The organism is Nocardia sp. NPDC050413 (assembly GCF_040655475.1).
In the GTDB taxonomy this organism is placed as follows: Bacteria; Actinomycetota; Actinomycetes; order Mycobacteriales; family Mycobacteriaceae; genus Nocardia; species Nocardia coubleae.
Map to the genome: position 1 here is coordinate 202,934 of NZ_JBFAJZ010000006.1, position 16,612 is coordinate 219,545.

16 protein-coding genes and 2 tRNA genes are annotated in these 16,612 nt (G+C 67.6%); 12 read left to right on the forward strand and 6 right to left on the reverse strand.

The annotated features are described in order from the left end of the window. Positions 1-40: 40 nt before the first annotated feature. Positions 41-682 carry a DsbA family protein gene (locus AB0I19_RS17370; protein WP_357149823.1) on the forward strand — a complete coding sequence of 214 codons (642 nt, stop codon included), beginning with the start codon at positions 41-43 and terminating at the stop codon, positions 680-682. Between the two features lie 126 nt (positions 683-808). On the opposite strand, the gene AB0I19_RS17375 is transcribed toward AB0I19_RS17370, so the two are convergent. Further along, on the reverse strand, positions 809-1,753 hold the full coding sequence (locus AB0I19_RS17375) for a M48 family metallopeptidase (RefSeq protein WP_357150157.1): 945 nt from the start codon (positions 1,751-1,753) through the stop codon (positions 809-811). A 327-nt stretch (positions 1,754-2,080) separates the two neighbouring features. Between AB0I19_RS17375 and AB0I19_RS17380 the strand changes: the two genes are divergently transcribed. Continuing rightward, the gene (locus AB0I19_RS17380) at positions 2,081-2,554 is read left to right on the forward strand and encodes a ribose-5-phosphate isomerase (protein ID WP_067486200.1); all 474 of its coding nucleotides are present in this window, start codon (positions 2,081-2,083) and stop codon (positions 2,552-2,554) included. A 4-nt stretch (positions 2,555-2,558) separates the two neighbouring features. Next, positions 2,559-3,362 carry a DNA-formamidopyrimidine glycosylase family protein gene (locus AB0I19_RS17385; RefSeq protein WP_357149826.1) on the forward strand — a complete coding sequence of 268 codons (804 nt, stop codon included), beginning with the start codon at positions 2,559-2,561 and terminating at the stop codon, positions 3,360-3,362. Positions 3,363-3,457: 95 nt separating this feature from the next. On the opposite strand, the gene AB0I19_RS17390 is transcribed toward AB0I19_RS17385, so the two are convergent. Then, positions 3,458-4,414 (reverse strand): GGDEF domain-containing protein, encoded by a 957-nt coding sequence (locus AB0I19_RS17390; RefSeq protein WP_067486965.1) that lies wholly within the window; start codon positions 4,412-4,414, stop codon positions 3,458-3,460. Between the two features lie 648 nt (positions 4,415-5,062). Between AB0I19_RS17390 and AB0I19_RS17395 the strand changes: the two genes are divergently transcribed. From AB0I19_RS17395 to fabG, 3 genes are all read left to right on the forward strand, one after another. Beyond that, positions 5,063-5,133 (forward strand) — tRNA-Gly (locus tag AB0I19_RS17395). A gap of 42 nt (positions 5,134-5,175) precedes the next feature. Next, a tRNA-Pro gene (locus AB0I19_RS17400) sits at positions 5,176-5,252 on the forward strand. 33 nt (positions 5,253-5,285) lie between these two features. After that, positions 5,286-6,044 (forward strand): 3-oxoacyl-ACP reductase FabG, encoded by a 759-nt coding sequence (gene fabG, locus AB0I19_RS17405; RefSeq protein WP_357149829.1) that lies wholly within the window; start codon positions 5,286-5,288, stop codon positions 6,042-6,044. A 3-nt stretch (positions 6,045-6,047) separates the two neighbouring features. Here fabG and AB0I19_RS17410 read toward each other — a convergent pair whose 3' ends face one another. The 3 genes from AB0I19_RS17410 to AB0I19_RS17420 are packed head-to-tail and all read right to left on the reverse strand — an operon-like array spanning position 6,048 to position 9,780. Further along, a complete protein-coding gene (locus AB0I19_RS17410) occupies positions 6,048-6,407 on the reverse strand; it encodes a hypothetical protein (protein ID WP_357149832.1) in 360 nt (119 codons plus the stop codon). Between the two features lie 49 nt (positions 6,408-6,456). Continuing rightward, complete coding sequence (locus AB0I19_RS17415; RefSeq protein WP_357149835.1) at positions 6,457-7,260, reverse strand: metallophosphoesterase; 804 nt, start codon at positions 7,258-7,260, stop codon at positions 6,457-6,459. Positions 7,261-7,302: 42 nt separating this feature from the next. Then, positions 7,303-9,780, reverse strand: coding sequence for a phosphoketolase family protein (locus AB0I19_RS17420; RefSeq protein WP_357149838.1), 2,478 nt, complete (start codon positions 9,778-9,780; stop codon positions 7,303-7,305). Between the two features lie 162 nt (positions 9,781-9,942). Between AB0I19_RS17420 and AB0I19_RS17425 the strand changes: the two genes are divergently transcribed. The 5 genes from AB0I19_RS17425 (at position 9,943) to clpX (ending at position 14,915) form a co-directional block, all read left to right on the forward strand. Next, positions 9,943-10,464, forward strand: a complete 522-nt coding sequence (locus AB0I19_RS17425) for an FKBP-type peptidyl-prolyl cis-trans isomerase (protein ID WP_357149841.1) — start codon at positions 9,943-9,945, stop codon at positions 10,462-10,464. 142 nt (positions 10,465-10,606) lie between these two features. After that, entirely contained in the window at positions 10,607-11,971 is a 1,365-nt protein-coding gene (gene tig / locus AB0I19_RS17430) for a trigger factor (RefSeq protein WP_357149844.1), read from the forward strand. A gap of 164 nt (positions 11,972-12,135) precedes the next feature. Further along, positions 12,136-12,711 (forward strand): ATP-dependent Clp protease proteolytic subunit, encoded by a 576-nt coding sequence (locus tag AB0I19_RS17435; protein ID WP_067984684.1) that lies wholly within the window; start codon positions 12,136-12,138, stop codon positions 12,709-12,711. Between the two features lie 45 nt (positions 12,712-12,756). Then, positions 12,757-13,422, forward strand: a complete 666-nt coding sequence (locus tag AB0I19_RS17440) for an ATP-dependent Clp protease proteolytic subunit (RefSeq protein WP_067486212.1) — start codon at positions 12,757-12,759, stop codon at positions 13,420-13,422. A gap of 212 nt (positions 13,423-13,634) precedes the next feature. Then, entirely contained in the window at positions 13,635-14,915 is a 1,281-nt protein-coding gene (gene clpX / locus AB0I19_RS17445; RefSeq protein ID WP_067486214.1) for an ATP-dependent Clp protease ATP-binding subunit ClpX, read from the forward strand. A gap of 79 nt (positions 14,916-14,994) precedes the next feature. On the opposite strand, the gene AB0I19_RS17450 is transcribed toward clpX, so the two are convergent. Beyond that, complete coding sequence (locus AB0I19_RS17450; RefSeq protein WP_067486980.1) at positions 14,995-15,804, reverse strand: hypothetical protein; 810 nt, start codon at positions 15,802-15,804, stop codon at positions 14,995-14,997. A gap of 475 nt (positions 15,805-16,279) precedes the next feature. Here AB0I19_RS17450 and mihF point away from each other — a divergent pair, with 475 nt between their 5' ends. Continuing rightward, positions 16,280-16,594, forward strand: a complete 315-nt coding sequence (gene mihF, locus AB0I19_RS17455) for an integration host factor, actinobacterial type (RefSeq protein WP_019045768.1) — start codon at positions 16,280-16,282, stop codon at positions 16,592-16,594. Positions 16,595-16,612: the final 18 nt, after the last annotated feature.

Consider the following 16,612-nt stretch of genomic DNA (forward strand, 5'->3'; position numbering starts at 1 on the left):
GCCGCCCTGCCCGCCCCCAGCTGACTCGAGAGGAAGACCCGTGAGCGATCAGGCCACCAAGGATCTCGCCGAATTCTGGTTCGACCCGCTGTGCCCGTGGTGCTGGATCACCTCGCGCTGGATCCTGGAAGTCCAGCAGGTACGCGATATCGAGGTCCGTTTCCATGTGATGAGCCTGGCCGTGCTCAACGAAGGCAGGGACCTGCCGCCGCAGTACGTCGAACTGATGGCCGCGGGCTGGGGCCCGGTGCGCGTCGCCATCGCCGCCGCCCAGAAGCACGGCGAGGAGATCCTGGCCCCGCTCTACACCGCCCTCGGCACCCGCATCCACGACCGCAAGGCCGAGTTCGAACGCGCGACCACACAGGAAACCCTGACCGCCGTGATCGCCGACGCCCTCGCCGAACTCGACCTGCCCGCCGAACTGGCCGAGGCCGCCGACAGCACCGACTACGACGAGGCGCTGCGGGTGAGCCACCACGCGGGCATGGACAAGGTCGGACCCGACGTGGGCACACCGACCATCCACGTCAACGGGGTCGCGTTCTTCGGCCCGGTGCTCTCACGCATCCCACGCGGCGAGGACGCGGGCCGGGTGTGGGACGGGGTCGTCGCCCTCGCCTCCTACCCGCACTTCTTCGAACTCAAGCGCACCCGCACCGAAGAGCCTGTGTTTATTTAGCGGCTGGCGCCGCGGGATTTTCGGCCCTGAGGGCCTCGAATCCGAGGGGCGATACTGCGGCTTCGCCGTTACGTCTCGCCCCTCGAATCCGAGGCGGCCGAAAACCCGTGGTGGTTGCGTTGGGGATCAGAGCGGTTTCGGGGGGAGGGCCGGGGGAGCTGTCTGGAGGGGGTAGCCGCCTGGGGGTGGGAGCGTTCCGGGGTGTGGTGGGCTCGGGTGCCAGAACATGGGGCCCGGTTTGCTGCGGTCGCGCAGTGCCCACATCCGCCAGGTGAGGACCGGGTGGCTGGACATGGAGTTCACCAGCAGGACGAAGCCGCCTTTCTCGGTGGCGGCCCGGTCTGCCATCTCGTCGAAACCGACCTCCGTATTGAGGTACTTGCCCGCCGCGAGGGTGGCCATGGCACCGGCCGCGCCCTGGTGGCGGTTGCAGAAGCCGTGATTGTCGGCGGTGTACTCCTGCGCGCGGATCAGCGACGACCCGAGAATCGGCAGGTACGGTGCGACGAACATGCCGAGCTGGCGCCAATACGACACGTGACCAGCGGCGATATGGCCCACCTCGTGGCCGATGATGAAGGCGAGCGCGTCGGGCTCGCGTGCGGCGCCACCGATCTCGAACAGGTCGCTGTAGACCACGACGAACCGGCGGAAGCCGTGACCGGAGGCGAAGGCGTTGATCTGGCCGTTGCCGAGGATCACGTACGCGTCGGGCGCCTTCGACATCCCGAACCGCGCGGCCGCCTCCTGCACCAACCGGTACCCCTCGGGGAACTGGGTGGGTGACATCTTCACCCCGTTGATCCGCATTCGGGCGAAATTCATGCCACGTCCGGCCCACAGCAGCACCGGCGCGAACAACAGAATCAGCACGTACGGGCTGGTCAGCAGCGAACCCTCGGACTCGGGCTGACCCTGGGCGTCGGCCACGGGCTCGGCGACCAGCTCCACCAGCAACATCAGGATCGCCAGCAGGTAGGCCACGCCGGTGATCATGATGACCACCACCAGCAGCGGAATCTCCCACGGATGCCGCGCGGGCATCCCGAACGGCGACAGCCCACGCGGCATCGGCTGCGTCGTCCCCGGCGGGCCGCCCGGCGGATAGAAACCTTGCGGCACAGGCGGATACGCACCGGAAGGCGGCGCGGGAAACGCGCCGGTCGGTGGGCCCGGCTGCTGCCACGGCGACGACCCGGCGAACCCCGGCTGCCCCTGCGGCCACGGGGGCGGCGGATATTCGCCCGGCCGCGGTGCGGGCTGGTCGGCGGGGGTGGCGTCGCTCGGCCGGTCGGCGGGTTGGCCGGAACGCTCCGGTGGGGGACCTGCCGAATGCGGTGAATGCGGTTCGTGCGGGTGCATGAAACGACTCTAAGCGCGCCTGCGACAATCGCAGCCATGCGCGTTTACCTGGGTGCCGACCATGCCGGTTTCGAACTGAAGAATCACGTCAAGGCCCATCTGCTCGAGGCCGGACACGAGGTCGTCGACTGCGGCGCCCTCGAATACGACGCTCTCGACGACTACCCCGCCTTCTGCATCGAAGCGGCGCGGCGCACCGTCGCCGACCCGGGCTCGCTCGGCCTGGTCTTCGGTGGCAGCGGCAACGGCGAGCAGATCGCCGCCAACAAGGTCCCCGGCGCCCGCTGCGCCCTCGCCTGGAGCGTCGAGACCGCCAAGCTGGCCCGCGAACACAACAACGCCCAGCTCATCGGCATCGGCGGCCGCATGCACACCACCGAGGAAGCCCTCGCCATCGTCGACGCGTTCATCGCCCAGCCCTGGTCGGAAGAACCCCGCCACCAGCGCCGCATCGACATCCTCGCCGACTACGAGAAGTCCGGCGAAGCCCCCGCAGTCCCCGCTTACTGAGAGAGTGCCTGAAGGACACACCCTTCATCGCATCGCGCGGCTGCATCAGGAGCGATTTGCCGGTGAGGCCGTGCGGGTTTCGAGCCCGCAGGGACGGTTCGCCGACGGGGCGGCGCTCGTGGACGGGCAGGTGCTCGAGCGGGCCGAGGCGTATGGGAAGCATCTGCTGCATCACTACGCGTCCGGGCTGACGGTGCACGTGCATCTCGGGTTGTACGGCACCTTCAGTGAAGTCGAGCTGCCGATGCCGGCGCCGGTGGGGCAGGTGCGGATGCGGATGATCGGTGCTGCAACGGGATTCGGCTCCGATCTGCGTGGGCCGACGGCGTGCGAGGTGTTGCACCCGCCGGAGGTGGAGGCGCTCACCGCGCGCCTGGGAGCCGACCCGCTGCGCCCGGACGCCGACCACGAACGGGCGGGCGCGCGAATCCGTCGCTCCCGCAGGGCGATCGGGGCGCTGCTGATGGACCAGTCGGTGATCGCCGGCGTGGGCAACGTCTACCGCGCCGAAGTCCTGTTCCGGCACGGCATTTCACCGTTCCGGCCGGGTACCTCACTCACGGCGACCGAATGGGACGCGCTGTGGGCCGATCTCGTCGAACTCATGCCGACAGGCGTGGAGACCGGCCGCATGCACGTGGTGCGTCCCGAACACGACAGCGGCGCACCGTCCTACGCCAAGGATCGCCCACGCACCTACGTCTATCGCCGCCAGGGAGAGGCGTGCCGCGTCTGCGGCACCCCGGTCTCCCACGGCACGATGGAAGCCCGAAACCTGTTCTGGTGCACCGTCTGTCAGCCCCGCTGACGAAAACACCTCGGCCACGGTCGAAACCGTGGCCGAGGTGCGCAGAGAAGGTCGACCGAGTCCGGGCCGCGAAGTGCAGGCTTCGCGATCCGGACTCAGCCGGCGACCGCCGTTCCCAGTTCGGGGTCGCCCGATTCGGCGAGGGCGAAACGCCGCCCGCCCGCCGATTTCGCCGAATACATCGCGCGGTCGGCGCGACGCAGCAGGTCGGTGAAATCGCACGTCTTTCCCGGTGGGCAGAACGCGGTGCCCACGCTGGCCGACACCGGCACCGGGCCCGCGCTCGACCACACCGGGTCGCGCAGGGCCGCGACCACACGGTGCGCCAGCTCGCTCAGGGTGTCACGGCGCGGATTGGCCGCCACGACGAACTCGTCGCCGCCGTACCGGCAGATCACGGTGTCGGGCGGGCACACCTCGCGCAGCCGGTTGGCCAGCTCCACGAGCACCTCGTCACCGATCGCATGTCCGTAGCCGTCGTTGATCTGTTTGAAGCGGTCCAGGTCCACCACAAGCACCCCGACCCCACGGGTCGGGTCGGCGGCGAAGGCACGCACCCGTTCCTGCAGGAGTGTGCGGTTCGCCAGGTCGGTGAGGGCATCGTGGGTGGCCTCGTGGCGCAGGCGGTGCTGCAGCGCGGCGATCTCCTGCACGCGCAGCGACACCTTCGCCGAGATGTTCTGTTCCTGTTGCGCCAGTGCGCGCTCCTGTAGTGCCTGGGCGTAGCTGTCGATGGCCTGGCTGGCCACCAACGGCCAGCGGGTCGCCACCAGGGAACCCGGCACCCCCGAGGGGAAACCGAGCAACCAGCGGGTGGCATGGGCCAGCATTCTCGTCCGTTCGAACGGCGCCTCGGCCAGTCGTGCGCCGAGCTTGCGCGCCTGCGGTACCGGGAACGGTTCTGTCCTCGCCAGATGCAGCAGGCGCTCGACGATCTCGATGAGCACAGGCTCCAGCTGATGCGGTGCCACGGACGATCCCGGTTCGGCACACACCGCGCGGGCCCAGGCGCGGGCCATCGCGGCGACCGGTGGCTCGATGTGTGCGGACATCGACATCACCGGCGGAAGGTGGCGACGGTCTTGCCACCTCGATCGTTCGCACTGCTACGCGGTTGGGTCCGCCGAGTTCGGCACACGCTCACCGCCCCCTTTCCAGATACCCCCGTCCGGCAAAAAGGATCCTAGCAAGCCACTCGAGACTCAAAAGCCGCGTTCTAGAACGCGTTGCAGTCTCTCGCGAATGGCGATCGGCTATGACATCGCTACAGCCGCCCGGGCGTTACACACTTCGCGAAAAAACTTTGGGAACACCGAAACGTGCAGCGTGTTGCCCGATTTCGGGCGGTGGGCGTGTTGTCGCCATGGTCCCTCCTGGCAAAGGTGTCGCGCCGACCGGTCGGGCCGTCGCGCGCTCTTTTATGGTGGCCTACCCGCCGCCCCCGTGCCAGGTTTTCGAGGAAAATTCTCCTTTATATTCCCCCGGTGGAGCAGGCGTCGGTCCCCTGAGACGCAACCACCATCGTGTCCGGTACCCGTGGTCCCGCAATAGGGCCTAAGGGCCCTAATCGGGCGCGGAAAGAGGGGGAATCACCGCAGCGCCGAGACGTTTCGCGGGGCCGGATTGGCGTTCGGCGCGCGGGATTCGGTACAGTCGTGGCGCACACGACATCGTGGCGATCCCATCGATGTCGTATGCCTGCGGGTGTAGTTCAATGGTAGAACCTCAGCCTTCCAAGCTGATGGTGCGGGTTCGATTCCCGTCACCCGCTCAAACATGACTTCCCTCGACGGCGTGAACCGCCCCGAGGTATCGGGGTGTAGCGCAGCTTGGTAGCGCATCCGCTTTGGGAGCGGAGGGTCGCAGGTTCAAATCCTGTCACCCCGACCATCACGACGAACGCGCCCCGATAGGGTGGCGCGCATGTCCACTACCTCACGGGTCGCGATCGTCACCGGTGCCGCACGCGGAATCGGTGCCGCCGTCGCGAAGAAGCTCGCCGCCGACGGTCACGCCGTCGCCGTTCTCGACCTCGACGAAGCCGCCTGCGCCGACACCGTGTCGGCCATCGAAGCCGCCGGGGGCACCGCGCTCGCCGTCGGTGCCGATGTGTCCGACGAAGACGCCGTCGCCGCGGCCGTCGAACGGATCGCCGGCGAACTGGGCGCGCCGACCGTGTTGGTGAACAACGCGGGCGTGCTGCGCGACAACCTGCTGTTCAAGATGTCGGTGCAGGACTGGGACATCGTCATGAACGTGCACCTGCGCGGCGCCTTCCTGATGACGCGCGCCGTACAGAAGTACATGGTGGAGGCGAAGTTCGGGCGCGTGGTCAACCTGTCGAGCACCTCGGCGCTCGGCAACCGCGGCCAGGCCAACTATTCCGCCGCCAAAGCGGGCATGCAGGGCTTCACCAAGACCCTCGCGTTCGAGCTCGGCAAATTCGGTGTCACCGCCAACGCGATCGCCCCCGGTTTCATCGAGACCGAGATGACCGCGGCCACGGCGGCCCGCGTCGGCGTCGACTTCGAGGCCTTCAAACAGGCTGCGGCGGCACAGATTCCGGTGAACCGGGTGGGTACGCCCGACGACATCGCCCATACCGCCTCGTTCCTGGTGAGCGAAGGCGCGGGCTTCGTGTCCGGTCAGGTCGTCTATGTGGCGGGCGGTCCCAAGGACTGACGCTCAGGCGCAGCGGAAGCGGAACTCGGCGCGTGCCTCGGTGCCTGCGGCGACGGTGAGCCGCACCGGTTCGGTGTCGGCGAGGCCGCAGCCGCCGGGCACCGTCGCCACCCGCGCCTCGTAGCAGCCGTCCGGCAGCGCGACGCTCGCGCTGCCGTCGGCGCCGCTCACCAGCGTGGTGACGATCTCCTCGGCGCCGCAGGCGCGGACTTCGATATCGGCCCGGTTGACCGGCATCGGTTCGGAACCGGTGATCGCGCGAACGGTGAGTGTCCCGGTTCCCGGCGGCGCCGGATCGGCGCTCGCCACACCGGCGATCATCAGTGGAGCCAGAACGGACAGTGCGAGCAAACTACGGCGCATGAACCTCTCCTCGTCGATGAGTCGGGTCGTCCGCTGCTGATGGTAGGCCCTAGTCGGGCACCGGTGTGATACCCGCGCGTTCGTACCAGACCTGTTCGGCGGGCACCGAGACGGTGTCCAGCTCCGGGTAGCGCAGGGCCGACAGCGTGCCGCCGAACACCACGCCGGTGTCCAGGCAGAGCGTGTTGTTCACCCACTGCAACGCCGTGACGGGTGTGTGCCCGTAGACGACCATCGGCGCGCCCCGATAGTCCTGCGCCCAGTCGTAGCGGATCGGTAGACCGTGCATGTCCACCTCGCCGGTGGGCGCACCGTAGAGCGCGAACGACCGCGCCCGCCCGGATGTGCTGCCGTGCAGGCTTTCCGGCAGTCCCGCGTGGGCGACGACCAGCCTGCCCCGGTCGAGCAGGTAGTGGCCGGGCAGCTCGCGCAGGAAAGCCTGTGCGGCGGCGCGGAATTCGTCGTCCTCGTCGGCCAGCTGAGCCAGGGACTGCTCCAACCCGTGCGCGATGCGCACATTGCGACCGTCGAGGGCGCGCACCAGTTTGTAGTCGTGATTACCCGCCACGCACAGCGCCGTACGGGCCGCGACCATGCCCATCACCAGCCGAAGCACACCGGGCGTGTCGGGGCCACGGTCGACGAGATCACCGACGAACACCGCCGTGCGACGCTCGGGATGCGCGGCCGTGACCGGCCTGCCCTCGTCGTCGCGCTCGACGACGTAGCCGAGCTTCCCGAGCAGTGCCTCGAGTTCGGCGCGGCAGCCGTGCACATCCCCGATCACGTCGAAGGGACCGCGGAGGTCGCGGCGGTCACGCGGGAGTATGTCGATACGGCGTTGCTCGGTCATCGCCTCCATCGTCGGCCGGCCGCGACCCGTGCCGCAACCGCGTTACGTCACAGTGGGGATCGACGCCTCCGGCCAGACCCAGTTCGCGACGGCCGGAATGTCCTCGCCGTGCTCCCTGGTCCAGCTGCGCGCGGCGAGCCGGGCGTCGACCATCTCCTGGCGCAGACCCGCCGCTCGCGTGCGCAGGCCGGGCACCCGGTCGATCACGTCGAGCACCAGGTGGAAGCGGTCGAGGTCGTTGAGCATCACCATGTCGAACGGGGTGGTCGTCGTGCCCTTCTCCTTGTATCCGCGCACGTGCAGGCCCGCGTGATTGCGCCTGCGGTAGGTGAGCCGGTGCACCAGCCACGGATAGCCGTGGAAGGCGAAGATCACCGGCCGGTCGGTGGTGAACAGGGTGTCGAAGTGGGCGTCGGGCAGGCCGTGCGGATGCTCCTCGGCCGGCAGCAGCCGCATCAGGTCAACGACATTGACGACGCGCACCCGCAGGTCGGGTAGGCGGTCGCGCAGGATCGCGGCGGCGGCCAGCGTCTCCAGCGTGGGGACGTCGCCCGCGCAGGCGAGCACCACATCCGGGGTGGTGCCCTGGTCGTCGTTGTGCCCGGCCCACTCCCAGATGCCGACGCCGCGCGCGCAGTGCACGGCGGCTTCCGGTGCCGAAAGCCAGTCCGGCCCGGGCTGTTTGCCCGCGACCACCACGTTCGCGTAGTGCAGCGAACGCAGGCAGTGGTCGTAGGTGGACAGCAGGGTGTTGGCATCGGGCGGCAGGTACACCCGGACGATCTCGGGGCTCTTGTTCACCACCACATCGAGGAAACCCGGGTCCTGATGGGTGAAGCCGTTGTGGTCCTGGCGCCACACATGCGAACTCAGCAGGTAGTTCAGGCTCGGGATGCGGCGTCGCCACGGTACGGCGAGGCTGGCGTCGAGCCACTTGGCGTGCTGGTTGAACATGGCGTCGACGATGTGGATGAACGCCTCGTAGCAGGTGAACACGCCGTGGCGGCCGGTGAGCAGATAGCCCTCGAGCAACCCCTGGCACATGTGTTCGGACAGCACTTCGACCGCGCGCCCGGTCGGTGACAACGCCACATCCCAGCGGCCGACCTCGGCCTGCCAGTCGCGGCCGGTCACCTCGAGGATGTCCTGCAACCGGTTGCTGGCCAGTTCGTCGGGGGCGAAGGTCAGGAAGTTGTGCGGATTGCGAGCGGTGACGTCACGCAGCCAGCCGCCGAGCACCCTGGTCGGTTCGTGTCTGCTAGCCCCCGGCTGCTCCACCGGCACGCCGTAATCACGCCAGTCGGGCAGGTCGAGATCGCGGACCAACAGCCCGCCGTTGGCCACCGGATTGAGGCTCATCGGCCGATCGGGAATCCGGTCGAGCAGGGCGGGTACCGGCCTGCCCGCTTCGTCGAAGAGTTCCTCGGGCCGATACGACCGCAACCATTCCTCGAGCACCCGCCGGTGTTCCGGGTCGGTGCGCGCGGCGGGCAACGGGACCTGGTGGGCGCGGAAGGTGCCCTCGACCCGCTCGCCGTCGACCACCGGGGGACAGGTCCAGCCCTTCGGCGTGTGCAGCACGACCATCGGCCAGCGCGGGCGGGTGGTGTCGCCGTCCTCGCGCGCCGCCCGCTGGAACCCGTCGATCCGGTCGAGGCAGGCGTCCATGGCGGCGGCCATCTTCTGATGCACCCGCGACGGATCGTTGCCCGACACGATCAGCGGTTCGTAGCCGTACCCGCGCAGCAGTTCGATGAGCTCCTCGCGGGGGATGCGCGCGAGGATGGTCGGATTGGCGATCTTGTACTCGTTGAGCGCGAGGATCGGCACCACCGCGCCGTCGCGGGCCGCGTTGAGGAATTTGTTCGCGTGCCAGCTGCCCGCCAGCGGACCGGTCTCGGCCTCGCCGTCGCCGATCACGCAGAACACCGTGAGATCGGGGTTGTCCAGCGCGGCGCCGTAGGCGTGCAGCAGCGAATAGCCGAGCTCACCGCCCTCGTGGAAGGAGCCGGGGGTCTCGGGGGCGCAATGGCTCGGGACGCCGCCGGGAAACGAGAACTGATGGAACAGCCGGCGCATACCGTCGGCGTCGCGGGGGATGTCGCGGTAGAGCTCGGCGTAGGCGCCCTCGAGCCAGGCGCAGGCGTTGGGACCGGGTCCGCCGTGACCGGGGCCCGCGACGAAGACGGCGTTCAGGTCGCGTGCGCGGATCACCCGATTCGCGTGCGCCCACACCAGGTTCAGGCCGGGCACCGTGCCGAAATGGCCGAGCAGGCGCGGCTTGATGTCGGTGGAACGCAGCGGCTCGCGCAGCAACGGGTTGCGCATCAGGTAGATCTGGCCGACCGCGAGATAGTTCGCGGCCCGCCACCACGTGTCGACCGCGATCAGCTCCTCGCTGGTCAGCGGACCTGGGGTTGTGGTGAGTGAATAGGGTTGGGGGGCAATGGATTCGCCTTCGCCTCCGCCGCCCACATTGTCGGCGGCGGTATCGCCCTCGCTGTTGCTGAGCCGGGTCATCGCTGACTCTCCTCGCACTCGCCTGAGCTGCGGCGTCGCCCGCCGCCGGACTGGTCGGCGCGCCGGAGGACACCCGGCGGCGCCGGTGGAGAAACGCAGTGCCGAGCCTACCGGTCGTGCCGGTTCGCGCCGCCGGACCAGCGCTCCACTACTGTGCGGGCCATGGTTTCTCTCCCCAGGATCATCGGGACCGGACTGGTCGCCCTCGCCGCCCTCGTCAGCGCGGCATGCGGGTCCGACAGCGGACCGGCCGAATCCAAGGCGGCACCGACGCGCGAATGCATCGCCGAGGACATCAAGGTGGCGGGCGGCTTCGGTGACCCGCCGGAGATCACCATCCCCGACGACTGCACCCCGCCCAAGTCGCTGCTCGTGAAGGACCTGGTGCCCGGCACCGGACCCGGCGCGGTGGCCATGCAGCCGCTCACCATGAACTACGCGCTGGTCACCTGGTCGGACAAACAGACCCTCGACAGCTCGTTCAAGCGCGGTGCGCCCTTCGACCTGACGCTCGGCGCGGGCCAGGTCATCGAGGGCTGGGACAAGGGCCTGCTCGGTGTGCAGCAGGGTGCGCGCAGGCTGCTCATCGTGCCGCCGGACCTCGGCTACGGCGAAGGCGGCAACGGCGTCGCGCCCAACGAGACACTGGTCTTCGTCACCGACGCGGTGCAGGTCGGAAGCTAGCCGCCACCGCAACCAACCGCCGATTGCACGACCGCGCGTGCGGTCAACTACCCTGGTCGGGATGCGTGCGTCCGCACCGACTCAGGGCGCGACGCCCCATGCGGGGGCCACCACCATGAACTACGAACCAAGGAGCATGTCCGTGAAGAGCACCGTCGAGCAGCTGAGCCCGACCCGGGTCCGGATCAACGTCGAGGTGCCCTTCGAGGAGCTGAAGCCCGACTTCGACAAGGCGTACAAGGCGCTGGCCCAGCAGGTGAAGATCCCCGGCTTCCGCCCCGGCAAGGCCCCGGCCAAGCTGATCGAGACCCGCGTCGGCCGTGGCGCCGTGCTCGAGCAGGTCGTCAACGACGCGCTGCCGAACAAGTACGCCGAGGCCGTGCAGGCCGGCGAGGTGAAGGTCATCGGCCAGCCCGAGATCGAGATCACCAAGATCGAGGACGGCGACGAGCTGGCCTTCACCGCCGAGGTCGACGTGCGCCCGGAGATCGCCCTGCCCGACTACTCGGGTATCGAGGTCACCGTCGATTCCTTCACCATCGGCGACGAGGACATCGAGCAGCAGCTCACCTCGCTGCGTCAGCGCTTCGGCACCCTGACCGGTGTCGAGCGGGCCGTGCAGGACGGCGACTTCGTCTCGATCGACCTGTCGGCCACCGTCGACGGCGAGGACGTGCCCGAGGCCGCCACCACCGGCCTGTCGCACGAGGTCGGTTCGGGTCAGCTCATCGAGGGCCTCGACGAGGCCGTCATCGGCCTGAAGGCCGGCGAGTCCGCCGAGTTCACCTCCACCCTGGTCGCCGGCGAGCACGCCGGTAAGGAAGCCGTGATCACCGTGACCGTGCAGTCGGTCAAGGAGCGCGAGCTGCCCGAGGCCGACGACGAATTCGCCCAGCTGGCCAGCGAATTCGACACCATCGACGAGCTCAAGGAAGACCTGAAGGGCCGCGTCGAGCGCACCAAGAAGATCGAGCAGGCCGGTCAGATCCGCGACAAGGTGCTCGACACCCTGCTCGAGACCGTCGAGGTCCCGCTGCCCGAGGCCGTCGTCAAGGCCGAGGTCGACGCGGTGCTGCACGACGCCGTGCACGGCTTCGACCACGACGAGGCCAAGCTGGCCGAGGCGCTCGAGGCGCAGGGCTCCTCCCGCGAGGAGTTCGACAAGGACACTCAGGAAGCCGCCGAGAAGTCGGTGAAGACCCAGCTGCTGCTGGATGCCATCGCCGAGGCCGAGGGCACCCAGGTGGGCCAGCAGGAGCTCACCGAGCGCATCCTGTTCCAGGCCCAGCGCTACGGCATGTCGCCGGAGCAGTTCATCCAGCAGGTGCAGCAGGCCGGTCAGCTCGGCGCGGTGTTCGCCGATGTGCGTCGCGGCAAGGCGCTGGCCGGAGTTGTCGGTCAGGTGAAGGTCACCGACACCGACGGCAACGAGGTCGACACCACCGAAATGTTCGGTGACCCTGCGGAATCCGCCGAGACCGAGCAGGGCGAAGCCGCTGCTGAGTAAGTTTTCCCGGCGTGATTTGATTGCGCTGTGAGCGAAGAAGGGCGGTACCGGGAGTTCGGTGCCGCCCTGTTTCGTTAGTGTTTGAGACGACGACGAACCGTAGGCCGTTTGCAATCGGTGAGAAGAGAAGGCAGGTATCCGTGACAATCAACCAGGCAGGGGTCATGACAGCCGCTACTGCTGGTCTCAACCTCAGTGATTCCGTGTACGAACGGCTGCTGCGCGAGCGCATCATCTTCCTGGGCACCCAGGTCGACGACGAGATCGCCAACAAGATCTGCGCGCAGATCCTGCTGCTCTCGGCCGAGGACGCGACCAAGGACATCGCGCTCTACATCAACTCTCCCGGTGGCTCGGTCACCGCGGGCATGGCCATCTACGACACCATGCAGTTCGCCGAGTGCGACATCAAGACCGTCGCGATGGGCCTGGCCGCATCGATGGGACAGTTCCTGCTCACGGCGGGAACCAAGGGCAAGCGTTTCGCGCTGCCGCACACCCGGATCATGATGCACCAGCCGTCGGCGGGCATCGGTGGTTCGGCCGCCGACATCGCGATCATGGCCGAGCAGTTCGCGCACACCAAGCGTGAACTCAACGAGCTGCAGGCGCTGCACACCGGCAAGTCGGTCGAGCAGGTGACCGAGGACGCGGACCGCGACCGCTGGTTCACGGCGAAGGAAGCCCTCGAATACGGCTTCATCGACCACGTGGTCAGCCACGCGAACCAGGCGAAGTAACCCACGCCGCGCCCCGACACACTCGACTCGACCTTGGAGACAACCATGGCCAATCTGATCGACCCGCGCGCAGGCTTGGGTGGCGCTGCCGCCGCCAACCCGCAGTCGCGCTACATCCTGCCGCAGTTCACCGAGCAGACTTCGTTCGGCGTCAAGACCTCCGACCCGTACAACAAGCTGTTCGAGGAGCGCATCATCTTCCTGGGCAACCAGGTCGACGATGTCTCGGCCAACGACATCATGGCCCAGCTGCTCGTGCTGGAGTCGCAGGATCCCGATCGCGACATCACCATGTACATCAACTCGCCCGGTGGCTCGTTCACCGCGCTGATGGCGATCTACGACACCATGCAGTACGTGCGCCCCGACGTGGTGACGGTCTGCCTGGGCCAGGCCGCCTCGGCCGCCGCGGTGCTGCTGGCCGCCGGTGCCCCCGGTAAGCGGGCCGCGCTGCCCAACGCGCGCATCCTGATCCACCAGCCGTCCTCGGGCGGCGTGCAGGGTCAGGTGTCCGACCTCGAGATCGCCGCCGCCGAGATCGAGCGGATGCGCCGTCTCATGGAGGTCACGATTTCGCGGCACACCGGCAAGTCCGAGGAGCAGGTCCGCAAGGACACCGACCGTGACAAGATCCTGACCGCCGAGGAAGCCAAGGAATACGGCATCGTCGACCAGGTCTTCGACTACCGCAAGCTCAGCGGACAGAAGTGACACGCCCGGGTCCGTCGCCTGCTACCCGGCGGCGGACCCGGTTTTCTGCTACAACCCAACACATCGAACATGCGCGAGTTGTCGACCTGGCTCGCGCACAGCAGGTACGGTCGACTCAGGGACCATTGCTCTGATTGTCGGCACCGAAACGTATTCCGGCCCAATCGGAGGACGAGGGTCGCACTCGGACATAGGAAGTAGGGACCTACGAGATGGCGCGCATCGGAGACGGCGGCGATCTGCTCAAGTGCTCGTTCTGCGGAAAGAGCCAGAAGCAGGTCAAGAAGCTCATTGCGGGCCCTGGGGTCTATATCTGCGACGAGTGCATCGATCTCTGCAACGAGATCATCGAGGAAGAGCTGGCCGAGTCGAGCGAGGTCAAGCTCGACGAGCTGCCCAAGCCCTCGGAGATCCGTGATTTCCTCGAGAACTACGTGATCGGCCAGGACACCGCCAAGCGGACCCTCGCCGTCGCGGTCTACAACCACTACAAGCGCATCCAGGCGGGCGACAAGGGTCGCGACAGCCGGGGTGAGGCCGTCGAGCTGATGAAGTCGAACATCCTGATGCTCGGCCCCACCGGTTGCGGCAAGACCTACCTCGCGCAGACGCTGGCCAAGATGCTGAATGTGCCGTTCGCCATCGCCGACGCCACCGCGCTCACCGAAGCCGGTTACGTCGGTGAGGACGTCGAGAACATCCTGCTCAAGCTCATCCAGGCCGCCGACTACGACGTGAAGCGCGCTGAGACCGGCATCATCTACATCGACGAGGTCGACAAGATCGCCCGCAAGAGCGAGAACCCGTCGATCACCCGCGATGTCTCCGGTGAGGGCGTGCAGCAGGCGCTGCTGAAGATTCTGGAAGGCACGCAGGCGAGTGTGCCGCCGCAGGGCGGACGCAAGCACCCGCACCAGGAATTCATCCAGATCGACACCACCAACGTGCTCTTCATCGTGGCGGGCGCGTTCGCGGGCCTGGAGAAGATCATCTCCGACCGCACCGGTCACCGCGGTATCGGTTTCGGCGCCGAGGTGCGCTCCAAGGCCGAGGTCGACACCGACGACCACTTCGCCGACGTGATGCCCGAGGATCTGATCAAGTTCGGTCTGATCCCCGAGTTCATCGGCCGGCTGCCGATCGTCGCCTCGGTGACGAACCTGGACAAGGAATCGCTGGTCAAGATTCTTTCGGAGCCGAAGAACGCGCTGGTCAAGCAGTACGTTCGCCTGTTCGAGATGGACGGTGTGGACCTCGAGTTCACCCCCGATGCCCTCGAAGCTGTCGCTGATCAGGCCATCCTGCGCGGCACCGGTGCGCGTGGTCTGCGGGCGATCATGGAGGAAGTCCTGCTGCCGGTGATGTACGACATCCCGGGCCGCGACGACGTCGCCAAGGTGGTCGTGAACGCCGACACCGTCACCGAGAACGTCCTGCCGACCATCGTGCCGCGCAAGGCCCAGCGCACGGAACGTCGCGACAAGTCGGCCTAGGCCGTACCCCCGAACACCACAGCGCCCGCCGGATCCGATCCGGCGGGCGCTGTGCTGTGTGGTCGGTTGTGGCGGTCGCTCAGTTGTCGCGGAACGACGGCGCCGCCGACACGATGTCCTCGTCGTCCTCGGCGGGGATCTCGGCCGAGGCGCGGGCGATGGCGGTGCTGTAGCGCGCGCTGGCGGCATTGTGGATGAGCAGGGCCACGCCGATCATCACCGGGGCCACCGCGTGTACAGCGGCGTCGTACCAGTTGCCCGCGCTCAGATGCGGGTAGGTGTTGAGGGCGATGGTGAGTGCGAGCAGAAAACCCTCGGCGACGAACACCTGGGTGCGGTTGCCCATCACGCCCCACTCGGAGACCCGGGTGGTGCCGATCATGATGATGACCAGGCAGACGCTGATCATCGCCTCCAGGCCGAAACTCGCCCAGAACAGCGGGTCGCTCGGGCCGCCGGGGGCGATGTTGTGCTGCACGTTCACCGCCGACCACAGCATGCCCGCGATCACCACGCCCGCCAGCGCGCGCAACGACCAGGTTCGGTGCTGGTAGAGGGAGGCCAGCCGGGCGCGCGGGTTGGATTCGCGGCGCTGCGCGGCGATGGCCTTGCGGGCGAGCATGAGGTCGGCCATCTCGGCTCGTTCGAGCTCGGCGGTCGTCTCGCGCAGGCGGTCGGCGTGCGTCGAGGCGGCTTTGATCTGCTTCCAGCGCTGATCGCGCTCGTAGGTGCGGATCTTCTCGGCCAGCTCGCGTTCGGCGCGCAGTTCGTCTTCCGAGAGCGCGTCGGTCAGCGCCGGGTCGGATTGATAGGTGATGCGTTGCCGGGCACGTTCCACCCGGACGGGCAACGCGAGGACTTCGTCATCGAGCGGGTGTTCCTCGCGCATCGCAACTCCAGTGTGCAAAAGGGTTCGCCTGGTCGCGTCATTGTTGCGCATCGAGGCGCCCGAGGCACATCCGAGGTCCGGGTCGATCGAACATGCGGATGCCGGAAACTTCTGGCGCACAACTGTGTAGCTGTTTCAGAGGCCGTCGTGGACACGGTGACGAACGATTCGCATCGTTCGCGCCCGGTTGTCGAGGAGCGTCGTTGATCCTCCGTGGTTCGCCGTTGAACCTTTGTCCCGTTCGATGCTTCTGTTGATGATGTCGCTGCCGGTCATCAGCGTGTTACCTGGTGTTCGGAAACTTTCGTTTCGTCCTTTTCGTCCGCCTTGCAGGGCGTTCACCCATTAAGACGGGCTCACCTCGCAAAACTCATCGGCGTATCCTCGCGGTGTGTCGGACTGATGCTGCTGATTTCGTGCTGTTTACTCGGTCCGTCAATCAGATGTTCGAGTGACGAGTGGAAGCGGAGGAGACATGGCACTGCCTACGATGACCGCCGAACAGCGCACCGAGGCGTTGGCCAAAGCGGCTGCCGTGCGCAAGGCGCGCTCGGAACTGATCGGCAAGGTGAAGGAGGGCAAGGTCACCGTCGCCGATCTGCTCAAGAAGGCCGACAGCGACGACCTGGTCAAGAAGACCAAGGTCGCGGCCGTGATCAAGGCGCTGCCGGGCGTTGGCCCGGTGAAGGCGGCCAAGCTGATGGATCAGGCCGAGATCCCCGAGGATCGACGTATCGGTGGTCTCGGTGCACGCCAGCGCGCGGCACTGCTCGACGCCCTCGAGGCCTGAGCCGGATCGTGATCCGGC

Excerpts from the sequence above, each read along its gene's own strand:
- AB0I19_RS17440 (WP_067486212.1), top strand. The coding sequence starts at position 12,757 with ATGGCCAATCTGATCGACCCGCGCGCAGGCTTGGGTGGCGCTGCCGCC.
- AB0I19_RS17435 (WP_067984684.1), top strand. The coding sequence starts at position 12,136 with ATGACAGCCGCTACTGCTGGTCTCAACCTCAGTGATTCCGTGTACGAA.
- AB0I19_RS17450 (WP_067486980.1), bottom strand. The coding sequence starts at position 15,804 with ATGCGCGAGGAACACCCGCTCGATGACGAAGTCCTCGCGTTGCCCGTC.
- AB0I19_RS17410 (WP_357149832.1), bottom strand. The coding sequence starts at position 6,407 with ATGCGCCGTAGTTTGCTCGCACTGTCCGTTCTGGCTCCACTGATGATC.
- mihF (WP_019045768.1), top strand. The coding sequence starts at position 16,280 with ATGGCACTGCCTACGATGACCGCCGAACAGCGCACCGAGGCGTTGGCC.
- AB0I19_RS17390 (WP_067486965.1), bottom strand. The coding sequence starts at position 4,414 with ATGTCCGCACACATCGAGCCACCGGTCGCCGCGATGGCCCGCGCCTGG.
- fabG (WP_357149829.1), top strand. The coding sequence starts at position 5,286 with ATGTCCACTACCTCACGGGTCGCGATCGTCACCGGTGCCGCACGCGGA.
- AB0I19_RS17415 (WP_357149835.1), bottom strand. The coding sequence starts at position 7,260 with ATGACCGAGCAACGCCGTATCGACATACTCCCGCGTGACCGCCGCGAC.
- AB0I19_RS17420 (WP_357149838.1), bottom strand. The coding sequence starts at position 9,780 with ATGACCCGGCTCAGCAACAGCGAGGGCGATACCGCCGCCGACAATGTG.
- AB0I19_RS17375 (WP_357150157.1), bottom strand. The coding sequence starts at position 1,753 with ATGCCGCGTGGGCTGTCGCCGTTCGGGATGCCCGCGCGGCATCCGTGG.
- clpX (WP_067486214.1), top strand. The coding sequence starts at position 13,635 with ATGGCGCGCATCGGAGACGGCGGCGATCTGCTCAAGTGCTCGTTCTGC.
- AB0I19_RS17380 (WP_067486200.1), top strand. The coding sequence starts at position 2,081 with ATGCGCGTTTACCTGGGTGCCGACCATGCCGGTTTCGAACTGAAGAAT.
- AB0I19_RS17425 (WP_357149841.1), top strand. The coding sequence starts at position 9,943 with ATGGTTTCTCTCCCCAGGATCATCGGGACCGGACTGGTCGCCCTCGCC.